The following is a 17,437-nucleotide window of genomic DNA, read 5'->3' as shown; positions in this document are numbered from 1 at the left end:
GGTCGTTCAATTACTTCAAATCCTTTGTCTTTCAATAAATCAATGACAGACATCCGTGTGATTCCAGCCAAAATACAACCAGATAAATCGGGTGTGATAAACTTTCCTCCTATTTTAAAGAAAATATTCATGGTGCCGACTTCCTGAATCTGTTCAAAGTTTTCAGCATCTAACCACAATACTTGGTCATATCCTTTTGATTTAGCTATTTCGGTAGGTCGAATGGCTGCAGCATAATTCCCAGCCGCTTTCGCTTCGCCAGTTCCTCCATTTACGGCACGAACATATTTTGTTTCGGCGTAAAGTTTGATAGGTCTCATAAAAAAAGGTCCCGCAGGTGATGCAATCACTATGAATTTAAAACTCGTTGCCGCACGCATTCCTATAAAAGGTTCGTCGGCATACATAAATGGTCTTAAATATAAAGCACTCCCTTCTTCTGTTGGAATCCAATTCTTTTCAATTGCTACATATTGTTGCAAAGCCTGAACGAATAAATCTTCCGGAAACAAAGGCATACCCATACGATCTGCACTAAAATTCAACCGCTTCGCATTTTCATTTGGACGAAACAACAAAGGTGTGCCTTCCTTACCTAAAGTTGCTTTCATTCCTTCAAAAATAGCCTGTCCGTAATGTAAAGCCATTGCTGCAGGATGTGTTGGAATTAATTGCAAAGGCTCAACTCTAGGATTGATCCATTCACCGTTCTTATAGTCGCAAACAAACATGTGATCGGTAAATCGCGTTCCCATGACTATGTTATGAAAATCTACTTCACTAACTTTCGAATGTGCTACTTTGGTTACTTTAATCGCTGCCATTACTTCTCGCATTTTCTTATAATGTTGTATTAGTATCAAATTGTTCTAAATAATCCCCTACTCTTCTTAAAAATGATCCTCCTAAATAGCCGTCAACCACACGGTGGTCAAAGGACAACGAAAGGTACATCATGCTGCGAATAGCTATTTCATCACCACTTGCAGTAGTGATGACTTCCGGTCTTTTTTTGATGATTCCTAAGGCCAAAATGGCCACTTCCGGTTGATTGATAATTGGTGTTCCCATTAAACTTCCGAATGTGCCTACATTAGAAATGGTGAAAGTACTTCCTTGCGTATCTTCTGGTTTTAATTTATTACTTCGAGCATTTTCAGCTAACAGATTTACTTCTTTCGTAATTGAAATGACATCCTTTTCATTTGCATTTTTCACCACTGTAACAATTAAATTCCCAGTGGGTAAAGCCGTTGCCATTCCAATGTTTATGTCTTTGTGAACGATAATATTCTTTTCGTCAACAGAAACATTTATCATAGGAAAATCGGCAATTGCTTTTGCCACTGCTTCAATAAAAACGGGCGTAAACGTAAGTTTTTCGTTGTGCTTCTCGAAAAATTTATCTTTTATATTATTACGCCAATGCACCAAATTCGTTACATCTACTTCAATATAGGATGTTACATGTGGCGAAGTTTGTTTGGAATACACCATATGATCGGCAATCATTTTTCGCATGCGATCCATTTCTACAATTCGGTCTTTTCCTTCTACATAATTGATTTTAGGTTTTGGAAAAGTTGTCGGTTGTCGGTTGTCGGTTGTGGGTTTGCTTTGTAGGTGATATTTTCTGCTTTTTAGATAATTGAAAACATCACTTTTTTGTATTCTTCCATCCAAACCAGAGCCAGGAATACTTTGTACTTCTTCTAAGGAAAGATTTTCTTTTTGGGCGATGGAAATGATTAAGGGTGAAAGAAAAGCCCCTCCCGACCTCTCCAAAGGGGAGGAGACAGAACTAGATATAGCCCTGTTTTCTACAAATTTATTTTGAGTTATTTTATCATCCTTTTTATCCAAAATCGCAGGAGTTCCCCCTCCGGGGGCCAGGGGGCTTATCAAAGCCAAAACAGTTCCCACTTCAACAACATCATCTTTTTTAAAACGTATTTCAGTGATGGTACCCGAAACCGGTGCTGGCACTTCACTATCCACTTTATCGGTGGCAACTTCCAGCAAAGTTTCTTCCGCTTCGATATAATCACCAACGTTTTTTGTCCAATTGATGATAGTGGCTTCTGAAATACTTTCGCCCATTTTGGGCATTTTGAATTCAAACATATTTATTTGTTTCAGGTTTCAAGTTTAAAGTTTCAGGTTACGGTAACTTGAAACTTTAAACTTGAAACAAAATTTATTTTTTCTTAAATTCTTCTAATGTTTTATAAAACGCTTCTTGCATAGGACGATTTTCAGGTATTTCTCGCAATGGCTCAACTTCTTTCAATGATTCATAACATTCTGACGGTAATTGCTGATATAAGGCTGTTCCTTTGGTTTTCCAATCAATCATTTCGTCGGAAACATCTTTAATAATTATTGCTGGATTTCCCACTACCAATTTACGGTTAGGAATTTGCATTCCTGCTTTGATAAAACTTAATGCTCCAATAATACATTCCTCGCCTACATTCACATCATCCATTATTACTGCGTTCATACCAACTAAACAATTTCTGCCAATATTGGCTCCGTGAATAATTGCTCCGTGACCAATGTGTGCTCCTTCTTTTAAAACCATTGATTTGCCCGGAAACATGTGAATGGTACAATTTTCCTGGACATTACAACCGTCTTCAATGATGATTTCGCCCCAATCGCCACGAATTGCTGCTCCGGGACCCACATACACATTTTTACCGATAATCACATTACCGGTAACCGCTGCTTGCGGATGAATAAAACTACTTTCGTGTATGACGGGGATGAACCCTTTGAATTCGTAGATCATATTTTTTTATTAATTCCGTACAGACGTTGCAGTGCAACCTCTCTACAGATAATTTTTTAATTTTTCTTTTGTGAAATCTGACAAAACCAATCGTCCGCTGATTGCGGCTCTTTGGGCTAACAGATTATCCCAATCCTCTGTTCCTCTCCAGAAAATCTTTTTCATTTCTAACATTGCTTCCGGATTATAGGTGCAAAGGTGTTCTGCAAATTTTTGCACGGCTTCGTCTAATTCTTCAATGGTTTCAAAAACAGATGCATACAATCCTTTTTCCCTAGCCCAATTGGCTTCGTAAAATGTATTGGCATCAATGGCAATTTGTGACATGGCTGAGACGCCCATTTTGCGTTCAATTGCAGGTGAAACCACAAAAGGTCCGATTCCGACATTGAGTTCACTTAGTTTGATTGCAGCGAATTTGGTCGCCATACAATAATCGGTTGCGGAAGCGATTCCAACACCGCCTCCAACAGTTTTCCCTTGAATACGGCCGATGATGAATTTTGGACATTTACGCATGGCGTTGATGACATTAGCAAATCCGGAGAAGAATACTTTTCCGGTTTCGGCGTCGTTGATGGCAATTAGTTCTTTAAAACTGGCTCCTGCACAAAAAGTTCGGTCGCCGCCACTTTTGAGGATGATAACTTTTATGTCATGATTGTTTCCTGCTTCGGTGATGGTGTTTGCTAATTTTTTTAAGACATCACTTGGTAACGAATTTTGTTCGGGATGAAAAAACTCGATGGTGGCGATGTTATTTTGTATGTTGTATTTTACGTAAGGTTCTGTCATTATCTATATTTTTAACCGCAAAGTCCGCGAAGATTTACGCAAAGACCGCAAAGTTCATTCTCAATTATAAAATATTAAATTGTTCGAAATGGTGATTTAAATGTTTTCGTTCCAGTAAATAGGAATCGTATTTATTTAAATTTCCGAAAACCATATTCTTTAGAACGGCATCGGGATTTTCTTTAAAAAAAGTTTTGTACGCTTCTCTCGCTTCGAAAAATTTAGCTTTTGCCGTTTCAAAATTGGGATGAATCAGGTCTTCTAATTCGTCTTTTTTCATGGTTGGAAAAGCGGTTCCTTTTGGGAATTTATCGTAATTGTATAATGAATTGTGCACTTTATCCAGAATCTTTTCGGGGGTTACAATTTCAAAATCTTGAATTTCACCCGACATAATTCTGTAACCGTGTTCCAAATGTTCTAAAAGGTGTTGCGGTGTTAAAATTCCCCATTGCGGTTTGGTATTTTCGGATAATTTATTGAGGCATTCTACAATTTTTTCATCGGTCATTTCTGCAAAAACTTCTTGTTTTTTCTGCACCATAGTTAAAATAGTGGCTACAGCAACCAATTCATTCTCAGCATCAAAAACCTCTACAAACCATTTTACAATTCCGCTTGGATGTTCGGCAGAAGCGACATCGCGTTCAATTTTCTGTTTGCAAGTTAAGCGAACATAAATGGTGTCATTGTGATAAATAGGTCTTAAAAAGCGGCACTCTTCCAGTCCGTAATTCGCGGCAACCGGTCCTTTATTTGGATACACAAATAAACCGGCGGCAGCGGCTAAAATAAAATAACCATGAGCAGTTCGTTTTTCAAAAATACTTCCGTCTAAGGAAGTGATATCGGTGTGAGCATAAAAATGATCCCACGTTAGATTGGCAAAATTGATAATATCGGTATCGGTAACCGTTCGCTTGTGTGTTTTGAGCGACATTCCGGGTTGAATATCTTCCCAATGGTACTGAAACGGGTGTCGTGTAATTTCTTTGTAAGCCGAATTCGGTTGATAAATTCCGGTAATTTCGGTCAATGTCGTTGGCGAACCTTGAATAGCACAGCGTTGCATGTAATGTTTGATGCCGCGAACGCCACCCATTTCTTCTCCTCCACCTGCACGCCCGGGACCGCCGTGAACTAGCAAGGGCAATGGCGAACCATGACCGGTGCTTTGTTTGGCATTCTCTCGATTTAGGACTAAAATTCTACCGTGGTGAGAAGCGGCATTTACCACATAGTCTTTGGCAATCTCGTCGGAGTTGGTTACGATGGATGAAACCAATGAACCCTTACCCATTTGGGCTAATTCGATTGCTTCGTCTAAATTTTTATACGGCATTATCGTTGAAACGGGACCGAATGCTTCTGTTTCGTGAACCGATAAATTTTGAAAGGGTTTGTCTTCTCTCAATACAATCGGACTCACAAAAGCACCTTTTTCATTGGCACCGATAATGTTTAATGTATCAAAATCACCATACACTATCGAAGCAGTTTTGGATAATTCGTTTACTCGATTTTTCAGCATATCCGCTTGGGCTTTACTGACTAACGCTCCCATTCGAACTTCTTTCAATCTTGGGTCGCCGATGGTAACTTTGTCTAAAGATTTTCCAAGAGCAATTTGGACGTCATCCATTAATTTTTCGGGCACAATTATACGGCGGATTGCGGTACATTTTTGTCCGCATTTCACAGTAATTTCGCTTCTCGCTTGGTTAATAAACAAATCAAATTCGGGTGTTCCGGGAACTGCATCTTCACCTAAGATAGAGGCATTTAAAGAATCAGCTTCCATTGTAAATGGAACGGATTCTTGAATAATTCTCGGATGAGCTTTTAATAATCGTCCTGTTGTTGCCGAACCGGTGAAAGTGATTACATCCTGACTTTCAACAGTATCGAATATATTTTTGGTTGTTCCGCTGATGAGTTGTAATGCTCCTTCGGGAAGTATGTTTGAAGCGATGATTTCCTGTACGACTGCTTCAGTTAAATACGCGGTTACCGGAGCTGGCAAAACTACTGCAGGCATTCCGGCCATCCAGTTAACAGCACATTTTTCTAACATTCCCCAAATCGGGAAATTGAACGCATTGATGTGAATAGCAACTCCTTTTTTTGGAACTAAAATGTGATGAGCCATGAATCGACCACCTTTGGACAAGTCTATTGGATCACCTTCTACATGATAGGGTTGGTTAGGAAATAATTTTCGTAAGGATGCGTTGGCAAATAAATTTCCGAAACCACCTTCAATGTCAATCCATGAATCCACACGTGTTGCCCCGGTGCGGTAACTTATTTCATAGAATTGTTCTTTGCGTTTGGTTAAATACATTGCCAAACTTTTGATCATATTTCCACGCTCCTGAAAGGTCATTTTACGAAGTTTTTCGCCACCTTTGGTTCTTCCGTAATGCAAAATAGCAGGAATATCTAGTCCTTCTACTGTTGTGGAAGCGATGAATTCTCCTGTAACGGCATCGAATGAAGGAATTCCTTCGCCGATTCCGGTGATCCATTTTCCGAGGACGTAATGTTGTGTTTTGTTCATATTCTTTTGTTTAACCGCAAAGCTCGCAAAGAAATATCGCTAAGTTCGCTAAGTTTATTTTTTAAGATCGTTCTATAATGGCTGCGTAGCCTTGACCAACGCCAATACACATAGTAATTAATGCATATCTTTTTCCGGTTAGTTGCAATTCTAAAGCAGCCGAATAAGCAATTCTCGTACCTGTTACGCCAAGAGGATGGCCAATCGCAATTGAACCTCCATTTGGATTTAATCGTGGGTCGTTATCTGCAATTCCCCATGCTCTGGTACATGCTAATGCTTGTGCAGCGAATGCTTCATTTAGTTCTATTATATCAATTTGATCCAATGTCAAACCTGCTTTTGCTAAGGCTTTATTGGTGGCTTCTACCGGTCCAATTCCCATGATTCTTGGTTCTACTCCTACTACAGCTGAACTTACAATTCGAGCTAGTGGTTTGAGGTTGTATTTTTTTACTGCTTCTTCTGATGCGATAATTGTTGCAGCTGCTCCATCGTTTAATCCTGATGCATTTCCGGCGGTTACGGATCCGTCTTTTCTGAATGCCGGACGAAGTTTTGACAATCCTTCCAATGTGGTTGCCGGTTTAATAAATTCGTCTTTGTGGAAAAAATACGAATCGCCTTTTCTTTGCTTAATTTCAACGGAAACAATTTCTTTTACCAAACGCCCGGATTCTTGAGCAGCGGCAGCCTTTTGCTGACTGTTATAGGCAAATTTATCTTGATCTTCTCGTGAAATTTTGTATAAATCCACTAAATTTTCGGCGGTTTCTCCCATCGCATCCGTTCCGTACATTTCATGCATTTTCGGATTAACAAAACGCCATCCAAAACTGGAATCATACATTTTACTATCCGTTCCATAAGCGGCAGATGGTTTGGAAACAACCATAGGTCCACGAGTCATATTTTCAATTCCTCCCGCAATAAAAACGTGTCCGTCGCCTGCCTTAATAGCACGACTGGCGTTGATAATTGCTGACAAACCTGAACTACACAATCGATTCACTGTTTCTCCGGGAACTGTATATGGTAATCCTGCTAAAAGTAAAGACATTCTCGCTACATTACGGTTGTCTTCGCCGGCTTGATTGGCACAACCCATAATTACATCGTCATAGGCTTCTTTTGGAATGTTTGGATTCTTTTCTATAACCGTTTTAATTACCAAAGCTCCTAAATCATCGGGTCTGATGGTTGATAAGGTTCCTTGATAACTTCCGATTGGAGTGCGGACTCCGTCTATGATGTATGCCTGCCCCCTAACCCCCGAAGGGGGAACTGAAGTTTGTTGCGGTAATTTTTTTTCTGAATTCTCCATAAGGTTTTAACTTTTTTGTTTTCCCCCTTAGGGGGTTAGGGGGCTTTCCACTCTTTCTCACTTCGGAACACAGTTCCTTTGAAAAGTGCGACTATTTTTTCTTCTTTTTTTATCTCAATCGTGTAAAAACCAAACTTGTTTTTTAAGGCATTTTCAGTGGTAATAGCGATAATTTTATCACCTTCTCTCAACGTTTCTATGTGATTGATGGATGTATCAATGCTCACCGATTGGCGACCATGTGAATTGGCCGCAAAAGCCAAAGCACTATCGGCCAATGAATACGTGATTCCACCGTGAGCTATACCAAAACCATTGGTCATTTCTTTGCGAATGGTCATAGAAAGCGTGCAGGAACCCGGTGAAACGGATTCTATGCTGATACCGAGCCATTGGCTGAAAGCATCATTTTGGAACATTTTATTTATAATTTCGTTTGGTTTCATTTTCCTCTCCCCGACCCTCTCCAAAGCAGAGGGAGACAAGGTGTGAATAAATTGGGTTAATAAAATCTTTTATTTTCTCTGTTCATTTTTCTTAAAATTGGGCTACAACGGTAGCGATCTTCGTGGTATTCTTGATAGAGTTCGTCTATTTTTTCGACACACCACGAAATTCCTTTTTCGTCTGCCCAAGACAATAGACCTTTAGGATAATTCACTCCTTTGGTCATGGCGTTGTCTATATCATTTGCAGAGGCGATATTTAAAAAGGATGCTTCGGATGCTTCGTTGATGAGCATCACTAAAATTCTGTCAACGATGTATTGTCCCAGTGAGTTATCTTCGGTTGGTTTTGGTAATTCTGCATTATAATTATAGAAACCCCTTCCTGTTTTTCTGCCAAAAAAACCGGCTTCTGAAAGTCGCTTTTGGGTGAAAGACGGTTTGTATCTTGGGTCAAAATAGAAAGCCGTAAATACTGTTTCAGTTACGGTATAATTAACATCGTTACCTATAAAATCCATCAATTCAAATGGTCCCATTCGAAAGCCACCAATGGTTTTCATTGCCCAATCGATGGTAGCAAAATCTGCTTTTCCTTCTTCATAAATTCGCAAGGCTTCGCTATAAAAAGGTCTTGCCACTCGATTAACTATAAATCCGGGCGTATCTTTTGCAATGGCAACTACTTTTTTCCATTCGGTGATGGTTTGAACGGTTTGTTCTATCACTTCTTGACTAGTTTGAACGGCAGGAATGACTTCAACTAACTGCATCAATGGGGCAGGATTAAAGAAATGAATACCAATTACGCGATCCGGTTTTTGACACGAAGCGGCTATTGATGCGATTGATAAAGAAGAGGTGTTGGAAGCTAAAATCGTTTCGGGTGAAACATAATTTTCTAATTTTGAAAAGAGTTTTCTTTTGATATCTAAATTTTCAACAATTGCTTCAATCACTAAATCGGAATGTGATAATTCAGAAAATGTGGTTGTGTAAGATATAGCATTGCTAATTCTGTTTTTTTCAACCTCATCAATTTTTGCTTTTTCGACCAATTTAGATAAGGTAACTTCTAATGATGCTTTGCTTTTTTCAAGTGCACTAGAGTTTCTGTCATAAATTTTCACTTCGCAACCTGCGGTAGCTGCTACTTGAGCAATGCCGCTACCCATTGTGCCACATCCAATAATCGCTACTTTCAAATTAGTTTCCATTGAATTCGGGTTTTCTTTTTTCAACGAAAGCAGTGACGCCTTCTTTATAATCGTTAGATGAGCTGGCTTCAATTTGTAAATCTGATTCTAAAGCCAATTGTTGTTCTAAATTATTTGTCATCGATTGATTCAATAATCGTTTGGTCAAACCGATGGCTTTCGTTGGCATTTCGGCTAACGTTTCGGCTAATTTGGTTACTTCTTCTGTGAAAAATTCCGATGCAATTACTTTATAAACCATTCCTAATTTCTCTGCATCAATAGCAGAAACTTTGTCACCTAACATCATTAAAGCGGAAGCTTTTTGAAATCCAATTAATCGGGGTAAGAAAAAGGTTCCGGCACTATCCGGAATTAATCCGATTTTGCTAAACGCTTGAATAAAAGAAGCATTTTCAGCAGCTAAAACAATATCACATGCTAAGGCAATATTGGCTCCGGCTCCGGCTGCCACACCATTAACAGCCGCTATAATTGGTTTTTCAATCGTTCTAATTAATTGGATAATTGGATTGTAATGTTCTTCCAAAATTTTTCTGAAACCGGGGTTTAAATCGGGATCAGTGACTTCTTTTAAATCTTGTCCGGCACAAAAAGCTTTTCCATTTCCGGTAATGACGATGGCTCGAACGGAGTTATCTGTTGAACAGTCCGCTAATTTTTTTTGTAATAACAAAGCCATTTCACGGTTGAAACTATTGAATACGTCGGGACGATTCAAGTGAATGAAGGCTACTTTGTTGATTATTTTTAATTCGATGGAATTGGTCATACCTTATTTTAATTTAAACCTACAAGGTTTTGGAAACTTTGTAGGTTATTTTAAACATTTAAAATAGTCAAAAGGCTCTAAACAATCTTCGCATTGGAATAATGCTTTGCAGGCTGTTGAACCAAACTGACTGACTAATTTAGTATTCAATGAACCACATTGCGGACATTTTACTAATTTTTTGTTACCCAAAAGAGCTTCCTTATCTGCTGATTCACTCAAAGGAGAAGCAATACCATATTTTTCTAATTCGGCTCTTCCTTTGGGTGTAATCCAATCGGTTGTCCAAGCGGGTGAAAGAACTAATTCTACTTTAGCTTCTAATCCTTTTTCACGAAAGGCCTTTTTGATATCATCACCTATTACGTCCATTGCCGGACAACCACTGTAAGTGGGTGTAATTTGAACATAAACGATTCCGTTTTCTAATTTAGCTAAACGCACCACACCCATTTCCATGATTGATAACACCGGAATTTCCGGATCTGAAACTCTTTCGAGAATTTCGAACAATTTTTGGTCGATATGTTGCAGTTGTTCTGTCAAATTTTGTTTTTATTAGATTCTGAAACAAGTTCAGAATGACAAATCATGTATTACCAAGTCATGTTTGGATACGTGCGTTGCATGTATTGTAATTCGGTTAAAATATAACCCATATGTTCACTGTGAATTCCTTGCTTTCCTCCCTTTTGGAAGTATTCGATTGATGGCGTTTGTAGGGTTGATTCTACTAAAACTTCACCTACTTTTTGATAATAGGCATTCTTTAACAGGGTTACATCCATTCCAACTCCTTCAGAAACCATTGCTTGATCAGCGGCTGTTTGATGAAATAATTCGTCGGTAAAAATCCACAAGTCGTTGATAGCGGTTTGGATTCTGTTGTGACTTTCATCGGTGCCATCACCTAATCTTCTTATCCAATCGGATGAAAATCGGGTGTGATAAGAAACTTCTTTAATGCTCTTTTTTGCAATAGCAGCCAATGTTTCATCCGTACTGTTTTGCAATTCGTTTAACAAAGACAAGTGAAAAACATCAAACAAAAACTGTCGGGCAATGGAATACCCAAAATCAGTATTAGGCTGCTCCACCAAAAGAACGTTTTTGTATTCACGTTCTAATCTTAGAAAAGCAACGGTATCTTCGGTTGCATCACCACCTTGTATTTTGGCAACATATTGATAATAACTTCTGGTTTGACCTAATAAATCCAACGAGATATTAGTTAGAGCAATATCCGTTTCTAAACTGGGTCCGTGACCGCAAAGTTCACCCAACCGTTGCCCTAATATCAAAGAATTATCGGCAATTCCGAATATATATTGAATTAAATTTTCTTTCATTTTACATGTGTTTTAACTCATCCGGAAGTTCATAAAACGTGGGATGACGATAGGCTTTGTCTTTTGCAGGTTCAAACAATTCACCGTTTTGATTCGGATTGGAAGCAGTAATTTGACTGGACGGTACCACCCAAATGCTCACACCTTCCATTCTTCGCGTATAAACATCGCGTGCATTTTCCAATGCCATGGTAGCATCACTTGCATGAAGACTACCGCAATGACGGTGTTCTAATCCATTTTTACTTCGTATAAATACTTCCCAAAGTGGCCAGTTTTTCATAGTGCTCAGTGTTTAGTGTTCAGTGTTCAGCTATGAGTATTCAGTTTAAATCTGCGAACTAATAACTGCTTACTGAATACTGAATTATATTGCTTCTTTTACTACTTTATTTTCTTGTTTTTCAGCATAAGCCATCGCGGCATCACGAACCCATGTTCCTCTTTCCCAAGCGGTTTTTCGTGCTTCAACTCGCTGCTTATTGCAAGGTCCTTGACCTTTGACCACCTGCCAAAACTCATTCCAATCGATTTCACCCCAATCGTACTGTTTTGTTTCGGGATTCCATTTTAGTTTTGGGTCCGGAATGGTTAAGCCTAAAATATCAGCTTGAGGAACGGTTTGATCAATAAACTGCTGACGCAATTCGTCATTGGTTTTGCGTTTTAGTTTCCACTTTACCGATTGCTCCGTGTTAGGTGAATCGGCATCTTTGGGTCCAAACATCATTAAAGAAGGCCACCACCATCGATTCAAAGCGTCTTGTGCCATTTCTTTTTGTTCCGGAGTTCCGTTGCAAAGCGTTAAAAGAATTTCATACCCTTGACGTTGATGAAAACTCTCTTCTTTGCAAATACGAACCATTGCTCGTGAATACGGACCGTATGAAGCACCCATCAATGCCACTTGATTGATAATTGCGGCACCATCAACTAGCCATCCTACTGTTCCCATATCAGCCCACGTAACCGCAGGATAGTTAAAAATACTGGAATATTTTGCAACACCCGTGTGCAATTGTTCATACATTTCTTCACGTGAAATGCCTAACGTTTCTGCGGCACTGTACAAATACAAACCATGACCGCCTTCGTCTTGAATTTTGGCTAATAATGCCACTTTTCTTCGAAGTGAGGGAGCTCGGGTAATCCAGTTAGCTTCCGGTAACATTCCCACTATTTCGGAATGGGCGTGTTGTGAAATCTGACGGATGTGTGTCAATCGATATTTCTCCGGCATCCAATCTTTGGCTTCAATTTTTTCGTCTCTTGCAATACGAGCTTCGAAAATTTCTTCTAAACTTTTTACTTCTCTCTCAGACATATCTTTAAAATAGTGTTCAGTGTTCAGTCTTAGTATTGAGTTTTTACTTAGCAGTAACGTTGAACTGTTAAACATTTTTTTTAATTTTTAAATCCCGAAATCAACCACCACTTTTTTGGAGGTTGGTACGGCTTGACAACTTAAAATATAATTTTTGGCCAATTCCTCTTCTTCTAATGAATAATTGAGTTTCATTTCAGCGGTTCCTTCAACCACTTGGCAACGACAGGTACTACAAACGCCTCCTTTACAGGCAAAAGGTAAATCGGCTCCTGCAGCCAAAGCTCCGTCTAAAATATTATCAAAATCATCACCCATCACAAAATGGAACTCTTTACCACCATCGATAATAGTTACTTCGGTTCCTTCTACTTTTTTCTCTATAATTTTAGAAATGCGTTGTTTGTCTGCTTCAGAAATACCGGAAGTAAACAATTCATAATGAATTTTATCTTTAGCTAAACCTGCTTCAGTCAATTCATCGCGAAGCAAATAAATCATTTCTTCAGGTCCGCAAATGAAACAGGCATCAATAGACGAAACATCTACCAGTTTATCGGTAATAACTTTCATTTTCTCTTTAGAAAATCTGCCATTGAATAATTCTGCCGGACGATGTTCTTTCGTTAAAAAATGAAAAATTTCAAATCGATTAAAATACACATTCTTTAATTGCTCAATTTCCTCTTTAAAAACAATTGACTTAACAGTCCTATTCAAATAAAACAATTTAAAAGTCGATTCAGGCTCTAACGCCAAATGTGTTTTGATAATCGAAAGTATCGGTGTAATGCCGCTTCCGGCAGCAAATGCAATATAATTTTTTGCTTTTTTTGGATCAATTTCGGTAAAAAAAGTACCGTTAGGAGCCATTACATCAAGAACATCTCCTTTTCGTAATTTTTCATTGACAAATGTAGAAAACAGTCCTTCATTTATTTTTTTTACAGCTACGTTCCATTTATTTTCAATCGGACTGGAACACAACGAATAAGAGCGACGAACTTCATTACCGTCAATCATTGTTCGTAAAGTCAAATGCTGTCCTTGTTTGAACTGAAATTCTGATTTTAAATCGTCAGGAATTTCAAAGGAAATTACTGTACAATCCTTTGTTTCTTTATAAATATCTGCAACTTTAATGCTGTGAAATTTGGCCATATTTTAAAATAATAAAAACTAACAATTGTTAGTTTACAATGCAAATTTAATCATTTTTTTCAAATGTTACGAAAACGTTTGAAAAAATTAACAGCTGTTGACCGAGTGCTACTATACTTTTTTAACTCCGGTTAAAAAAACGGTAGCAATAGTGTTTTGTAGTGTTTTAGCATCTAAAGATTTGGTTTTATCGTACCACAAATAAATGGTTCGAAGGGTTGATAAAATAGAGAAAACGACTACTTCTTGATTAATGCTTTTAATTTCTCCATCCAAAACACCTTTGCTAATAATTTTACGGAAGTTTTCTTCATACTCTTCCCTCATTTTAATGAAATACCGCAGTTCATCATCGGTTAAATGCATCCAATCATTGTTCAAACAAGCCAAAGCATCGGCATTTCTGAGGGTAATAGCAATATGCAATTGAATAACCCGTTCGATTTTATTAACCACTGTAGTTTTTGAAGCAACTATATCATTCATCACATTGGTGAATTCTTCGGCTATTTCAATAATAATTAAAACAAGTATTTCTTGCTTTGATTTGATATGGTTATACAAACTCGCCGCTTTGATATTCATTGCTTGAGCAATGTCACGCATGGTAACCGCACTGTACCCTTTTTCTTTAAAAAGTTGTGCTGCAATAGTAATAATCTCTAATTTTCTATCGGTAATCTTCATAAAAATCAAATATAAAAGAATATTTTCAGTTGCGTAACTTTTGTTACTTAATAATCTTTTGACTCCTAGTATCTTTGTACCATAAAATTGAAAAAATATGGGATTATTAGATTTATTAGGTTTTGGTTCTAAAACCGAAAGTGTTAAAGACTTTACAGACAGAGGAGCAGTGATTATTGACGTAAGAACTCCGGGAGAATTTCAACAAGGTCATATTAAAAACTCGAAAAATATTCCGTTGAACATCATTTCAACGAAGATTAATGAAATTAAAAAATGGAATAAACCGGTAATTGTTTGTTGCCAAAGTGGGATGCGAAGCAGTCAGGCTGCAGGTATTTTAAAAAGCAACAGCATTGAAGTGATGAATGGTGGCGGTTGGCAAAGTTTGGAAAACAAATTATAATTCATAAGGAAAGTGAGTTTTTCCCCGAACGGCTTCAATTGAGGCCGTTTTTTTATGTTTTAAGTTTTCCTTTTAAAGCCGTTTGAGTCTGAATGACTTCACCATTGTACTGTAAGGTCCAGTCCATGGTGTTGGTCAAAATCAATATTTTAGAAAGCTCGCTGATTAATCGATTCTCTGCATTGGTTTTCAACTTTGACTTCTCCATTTTTTTGGCAATTTCTGCTTTTACCTTTTTATTAATTTTGTTGTAATCAGCTGTTCCAAAAGGATTAAAATAACTTTCATCAATACTGTAAAAATGCACATCGGGACTTATTTTCATTTCAGCCTCAGGAATATTTTTAATGGTAATGGTTTTAGTCGTTTCATTGATATCATATTTTATCTGACTCAAATCATACGAAACTGTCACATCCGCATTCACCACCATCAAGGCCTTTTTTTCAAAAGAAACCATGTCCATGAAATAGTTTTTCTGGTCTTTATAGGTCATAACCTGCGAATAATGACCCTCTGTAACAACTAATTTGGAAACGTTTTTGAGTTGCTTTTCAATCAAAGCCGAATTGTATTCTAAAGTGGAAGTATTGGAGGAACGTGTAAAATATTGATACCCAAAATACAAAACAACGCCAATAATAACGATGTAAATTAATTTTCCGGAGCGACCGATAGCTTGAATAAAGGGTACTAAAACATTTTTTATTTGTGTTTCTGTGGATTGATTTTTTCGGGTTGCCATGAGTTGAATTGTATAAATGGATACTTTTTTTGAATCTGATTGATTTTTTGTTGCAATTGTTTTACAAACGTTTGATGAATTTCTGATTCCGGATTAAAAGGCTTATGTAAAAGTGATTTTTGAATGCCACTAACTTCCTCCATCAATGAATAAGCATCTTCACTAATATGTGATTGAACAAAACGTTCCCAAATATAATCAATTGCTATTTGATTGGGATGCAACATGTCTTCGGAATAAAATCGGTAATCCCGAAGTTCGTCCATGGTGATTTCGTAGCTGGGGAAATAAGCCCCCTCCGCCCCCGAAGGGGGAACTTGCAGCACTTGATGTATGGCTGCAATTAAATGTGCTTTACTTCGTTGGTTTTCAACAAAACCGTCTTTTAAATGACGTACCGGCGAAATGGTGAAAATGAATTGAACTTTTGGATTGATTGATTGAATTAATGCAATGGTATTTTGAATGGACTCTTCAATAATCTCTATGGATAATAATTCTTTTTGAAATGCTTTTTGTGGCACTTTATGACAATTGGCTACAATCGATTGCGATGCAATTGATTTATAAATCCATGAGGTTCCGTAAGTGATTACAACATGAGAGGCTTCTTTTATTTCTAAATAAGTTGAATCGATTAACATATTTAGTGTATTCAAAAACACTTCTTGATTGGGCTGACTCCATTCAGAATGAACCTCGAAACATTGCCACAAATCGTTGTGATAAAAAACGTCTTTTTCGGTAAACTTATTTTTCTGAACAACGCGTTCGATTATTTTTTCAATGGAAACCGGGTTGTAAATAATTCCGAAAGGATTGACACTATTTTGAAACTTGAAGTAATCAAATTTTAACGCAATGTTTTCTGCAAAACAAGAACCCAACGACACCACTCTGGAATGGTAATCAATTGGAAGATTACTTGTAGAAATGGGTATTTGGGTTCTGAAATTCATTGAAATAAAATTATTCTAATCCAGAAACACTCACATCGATTAAAAATGATTGAATCTCTTGTTCTGTTGGCGGATTCGGAATTAAATAGGTAACTTCTTCTGCATAATTTATGCCGCTGAAATAGCCAAGTTGAGCGATGAATTGCTTTTCTATAAATTCGTCTTTAAAAATTTCATTTGCCTTTTGTGAAACTTCTTTTAAAGTGAAATGAAATTTTAAAATAAAATATAAATCCACATAATCTTTCCATTTGGCTCTGCGGCCTAAAGCAAAAGCTTTCATTGCGGCCAGCGTTAATAAATCGGGAAATTTTAAAGCTTTATTTAACTCACATGTAACAGGAACTTTATATGGAAATGAAAAAAAAGTAATCTTAACACCCTTTGCGTTCATATTTACCTGATTATAATCGGCAAATGATACCTTATAATCCAGATTTTTAAGTTTTGAATAAAGATCTTTTTTTCGAATTGAACTAGCCTTAAACAAATCAAAATCAATCGATTCTCTATGCCCGATATGCAGTGCAATGGCAGTTCCTCCGACCAAATAATATTCTCTTTTAAATTGAGCTAAAATTGGAAGAAGTTCTAGTTGTTCGCTACTTAAAATTTCAAGATGCATATTTATTTGTAATTCTGCCCATTAAGTCTAACATTTCTGGAATATAATTCCCCACTTTTCTATCTGTAATTTCATTATAAACTCGCTTCAATTCCTGAAATCCGATGATTTTAATCAACTCTTTTACATCTTCCCAAGTGCCATAGTTAAATATAAACTCCACCAAAACTTCATTGCTGATTTTGGGAATTGCTTCCTTCTTGATATACCAAAAAAGATGCTCATTTTTTTCTATGAATTGGGCTCTTGTCATGGTTTAAATGTAATCAAAAA

Annotated in this window: 20 protein-coding genes; 1 reads left to right on the top strand and 19 read right to left on the bottom strand. The window is 37.4% G+C overall.

Translation table 11 applies throughout. The features are described 5' to 3' along the window. The 15 genes from ACIQ2Z_RS06530 to ACIQ2Z_RS06460 all read right to left on the bottom strand — a co-directional run. Window positions 1–836 (bottom strand): branched-chain amino acid aminotransferase (locus tag ACIQ2Z_RS06530; protein ID WP_396183343.1); only part of this gene is annotated, 836 nt, incomplete at its 3' end. Between the two features lie 4 nt (window positions 837–840). Beyond that, a complete protein-coding gene (locus ACIQ2Z_RS06525) occupies window positions 841–2,124 on the bottom strand; it encodes a dihydrolipoamide acetyltransferase family protein (RefSeq protein ID WP_396183342.1) in 1,284 nt (427 codons plus the stop codon). Between the two features lie 73 nt (window positions 2,125–2,197). Further along, window positions 2,198–2,794, bottom strand: coding sequence for a transferase hexapeptide repeat family protein (locus ACIQ2Z_RS06520; protein ID WP_396183341.1), 597 nt, complete (start codon window positions 2,792–2,794; stop codon window positions 2,198–2,200). Window positions 2,795–2,836: 42 nt separating this feature from the next. Beyond that, on the bottom strand, window positions 2,837–3,589 hold the full coding sequence (locus ACIQ2Z_RS06515) for an enoyl-CoA hydratase/isomerase family protein (RefSeq protein WP_396183340.1): 753 nt from the start codon (window positions 3,587–3,589) through the stop codon (window positions 2,837–2,839). A 64-nt stretch (window positions 3,590–3,653) separates the two neighbouring features. Then, complete coding sequence (gene paaZ / locus ACIQ2Z_RS06510; protein ID WP_396183339.1) at window positions 3,654–6,149, bottom strand: phenylacetic acid degradation bifunctional protein PaaZ; 2,496 nt, start codon at window positions 6,147–6,149, stop codon at window positions 3,654–3,656. A gap of 61 nt (window positions 6,150–6,210) precedes the next feature. Then, entirely contained in the window at window positions 6,211–7,473 is a 1,263-nt protein-coding gene (gene pcaF / locus ACIQ2Z_RS06505) for a 3-oxoadipyl-CoA thiolase (protein WP_396183338.1), read from the bottom strand. 35 nt (window positions 7,474–7,508) lie between these two features. Continuing rightward, window positions 7,509–7,919, bottom strand: coding sequence for a PaaI family thioesterase (locus ACIQ2Z_RS06500; RefSeq protein WP_396174688.1), 411 nt, complete (start codon window positions 7,917–7,919; stop codon window positions 7,509–7,511). Between the two features lie 56 nt (window positions 7,920–7,975). Beyond that, window positions 7,976–9,136, bottom strand: a complete 1,161-nt coding sequence (locus tag ACIQ2Z_RS06495; RefSeq protein ID WP_396183337.1) for a 3-hydroxyacyl-CoA dehydrogenase NAD-binding domain-containing protein — start codon at window positions 9,134–9,136, stop codon at window positions 7,976–7,978. Continuing rightward, window positions 9,126–9,908, bottom strand: a complete 783-nt coding sequence (locus ACIQ2Z_RS06490) for an enoyl-CoA hydratase-related protein (RefSeq protein WP_396183336.1) — start codon at window positions 9,906–9,908, stop codon at window positions 9,126–9,128. Before ACIQ2Z_RS06490 ends, ACIQ2Z_RS06495 begins: the two co-directional genes overlap by 11 nt. A 45-nt stretch (window positions 9,909–9,953) precedes the next feature. After that, window positions 9,954–10,454, bottom strand: a complete 501-nt coding sequence (gene paaD / locus ACIQ2Z_RS06485) for a 1,2-phenylacetyl-CoA epoxidase subunit PaaD (RefSeq protein WP_396174694.1) — start codon at window positions 10,452–10,454, stop codon at window positions 9,954–9,956. 50 nt (window positions 10,455–10,504) lie between these two features. Further along, complete coding sequence (gene paaC / locus ACIQ2Z_RS06480; protein WP_396174696.1) at window positions 10,505–11,257, bottom strand: 1,2-phenylacetyl-CoA epoxidase subunit PaaC; 753 nt, start codon at window positions 11,255–11,257, stop codon at window positions 10,505–10,507. Between the two features lies 1 nt (window position 11,258). Beyond that, window positions 11,259–11,540 (bottom strand): 1,2-phenylacetyl-CoA epoxidase subunit PaaB, encoded by a 282-nt coding sequence (gene paaB, locus ACIQ2Z_RS06475; RefSeq protein ID WP_396174698.1) that lies wholly within the window; start codon window positions 11,538–11,540, stop codon window positions 11,259–11,261. An 84-nt stretch (window positions 11,541–11,624) separates the two neighbouring features. Further along, window positions 11,625–12,581 (bottom strand): 1,2-phenylacetyl-CoA epoxidase subunit PaaA, encoded by a 957-nt coding sequence (gene paaA, locus ACIQ2Z_RS06470; RefSeq protein ID WP_396183335.1) that lies wholly within the window; start codon window positions 12,579–12,581, stop codon window positions 11,625–11,627. Between the two features lie 87 nt (window positions 12,582–12,668). Then, entirely contained in the window at window positions 12,669–13,742 is a 1,074-nt protein-coding gene (paaE, locus tag ACIQ2Z_RS06465) for a 1,2-phenylacetyl-CoA epoxidase subunit PaaE (protein WP_396183334.1), read from the bottom strand. A gap of 111 nt (window positions 13,743–13,853) precedes the next feature. Continuing rightward, complete coding sequence (locus ACIQ2Z_RS06460) at window positions 13,854–14,429, bottom strand: TetR/AcrR family transcriptional regulator (protein ID WP_396174705.1); 576 nt, start codon at window positions 14,427–14,429, stop codon at window positions 13,854–13,856. Between the two features lie 97 nt (window positions 14,430–14,526). Here ACIQ2Z_RS06460 and ACIQ2Z_RS06455 point away from each other — a divergent pair, with 97 nt between their 5' ends. Beyond that, the gene (locus ACIQ2Z_RS06455) at window positions 14,527–14,835 is read left to right on the top strand and encodes a rhodanese-like domain-containing protein (RefSeq protein ID WP_396183333.1); all 309 of its coding nucleotides are present in this window, start codon (window positions 14,527–14,529) and stop codon (window positions 14,833–14,835) included. A gap of 52 nt (window positions 14,836–14,887) precedes the next feature. Here ACIQ2Z_RS06455 and ACIQ2Z_RS06450 read toward each other — a convergent pair whose 3' ends face one another. The 4 genes from ACIQ2Z_RS06450 to ACIQ2Z_RS06435 are packed head-to-tail and all read right to left on the bottom strand — an operon-like array spanning window position 14,888 to window position 17,417. Next, on the bottom strand, window positions 14,888–15,580 hold the full coding sequence (locus tag ACIQ2Z_RS06450) for a DUF4230 domain-containing protein (protein WP_396183332.1): 693 nt from the start codon (window positions 15,578–15,580) through the stop codon (window positions 14,888–14,890). Then, window positions 15,541–16,539 (bottom strand): GSCFA domain-containing protein, encoded by a 999-nt coding sequence (locus ACIQ2Z_RS06445; protein WP_396183331.1) that lies wholly within the window; start codon window positions 16,537–16,539, stop codon window positions 15,541–15,543. The genes ACIQ2Z_RS06450 and ACIQ2Z_RS06445 overlap by 40 nt, the downstream gene beginning before the upstream one ends. A 10-nt stretch (window positions 16,540–16,549) precedes the next feature. Beyond that, window positions 16,550–17,164 (bottom strand): nucleotidyl transferase AbiEii/AbiGii toxin family protein, encoded by a 615-nt coding sequence (locus ACIQ2Z_RS06440; RefSeq protein WP_396183330.1) that lies wholly within the window; start codon window positions 17,162–17,164, stop codon window positions 16,550–16,552. Beyond that, window positions 17,154–17,417, bottom strand: a complete 264-nt coding sequence (locus tag ACIQ2Z_RS06435; protein WP_396183329.1) for a hypothetical protein — start codon at window positions 17,415–17,417, stop codon at window positions 17,154–17,156. Before ACIQ2Z_RS06435 ends, ACIQ2Z_RS06440 begins: the two co-directional genes overlap by 11 nt. Window positions 17,418–17,437: the final 20 nt, after the last annotated feature.

The sequence above is a fragment of the Flavobacterium sp. genome (assembly GCF_044361015.1).
Classification (GTDB): domain Bacteria; phylum Bacteroidota; class Bacteroidia; order Flavobacteriales; family Flavobacteriaceae; genus Flavobacterium.
The sequence above is the reverse complement of the archived record's forward strand: the minus strand, read 5'-3'. Positions and strand labels throughout refer to the sequence as shown.

Coding starts and splice junctions, on each gene's coding strand:
- ACIQ2Z_RS06445 (WP_396183331.1), bottom strand. CDS start 16,539: ATGAATTTCAGAACCCAAATACCCATTTCTACAAGTAATCTTCCAATT.
- ACIQ2Z_RS06515 (WP_396183340.1), bottom strand. CDS start 3,589: ATGACAGAACCTTACGTAAAATACAACATACAAAATAACATCGCCACC.
- paaE (WP_396183334.1), bottom strand. CDS start 13,742: ATGGCCAAATTTCACAGCATTAAAGTTGCAGATATTTATAAAGAAACA.
- paaA (WP_396183335.1), bottom strand. CDS start 12,581: ATGTCTGAGAGAGAAGTAAAAAGTTTAGAAGAAATTTTCGAAGCTCGT.
- paaB (WP_396174698.1), bottom strand. CDS start 11,540: ATGAAAAACTGGCCACTTTGGGAAGTATTTATACGAAGTAAAAATGGA.
- ACIQ2Z_RS06500 (WP_396174688.1), bottom strand. CDS start 7,919: ATGAAACCAAACGAAATTATAAATAAAATGTTCCAAAATGATGCTTTC.
- ACIQ2Z_RS06495 (WP_396183337.1), bottom strand. CDS start 9,136: ATGGAAACTAATTTGAAAGTAGCGATTATTGGATGTGGCACAATGGGT.
- ACIQ2Z_RS06435 (WP_396183329.1), bottom strand. CDS start 17,417: ATGACAAGAGCCCAATTCATAGAAAAAAATGAGCATCTTTTTTGGTAT.
- paaZ (WP_396183339.1), bottom strand. CDS start 6,149: ATGAACAAAACACAACATTACGTCCTCGGAAAATGGATCACCGGAATC.
- ACIQ2Z_RS06450 (WP_396183332.1), bottom strand. CDS start 15,580: ATGGCAACCCGAAAAAATCAATCCACAGAAACACAAATAAAAAATGTT.
- ACIQ2Z_RS06490 (WP_396183336.1), bottom strand. CDS start 9,908: ATGACCAATTCCATCGAATTAAAAATAATCAACAAAGTAGCCTTCATT.
- ACIQ2Z_RS06440 (WP_396183330.1), bottom strand. CDS start 17,164: ATGCATCTTGAAATTTTAAGTAGCGAACAACTAGAACTTCTTCCAATT.
- ACIQ2Z_RS06520 (WP_396183341.1), bottom strand. CDS start 2,794: ATGATCTACGAATTCAAAGGGTTCATCCCCGTCATACACGAAAGTAGT.
- ACIQ2Z_RS06455 (WP_396183333.1), top strand. CDS start 14,527: ATGGGATTATTAGATTTATTAGGTTTTGGTTCTAAAACCGAAAGTGTT.
- paaC (WP_396174696.1), bottom strand. CDS start 11,257: ATGAAAGAAAATTTAATTCAATATATATTCGGAATTGCCGATAATTCT.
- ACIQ2Z_RS06460 (WP_396174705.1), bottom strand. CDS start 14,429: ATGAAGATTACCGATAGAAAATTAGAGATTATTACTATTGCAGCACAA.
- pcaF (WP_396183338.1), bottom strand. CDS start 7,473: ATGGAGAATTCAGAAAAAAAATTACCGCAACAAACTTCAGTTCCCCCT.
- ACIQ2Z_RS06525 (WP_396183342.1), bottom strand. CDS start 2,124: ATGTTTGAATTCAAAATGCCCAAAATGGGCGAAAGTATTTCAGAAGCC.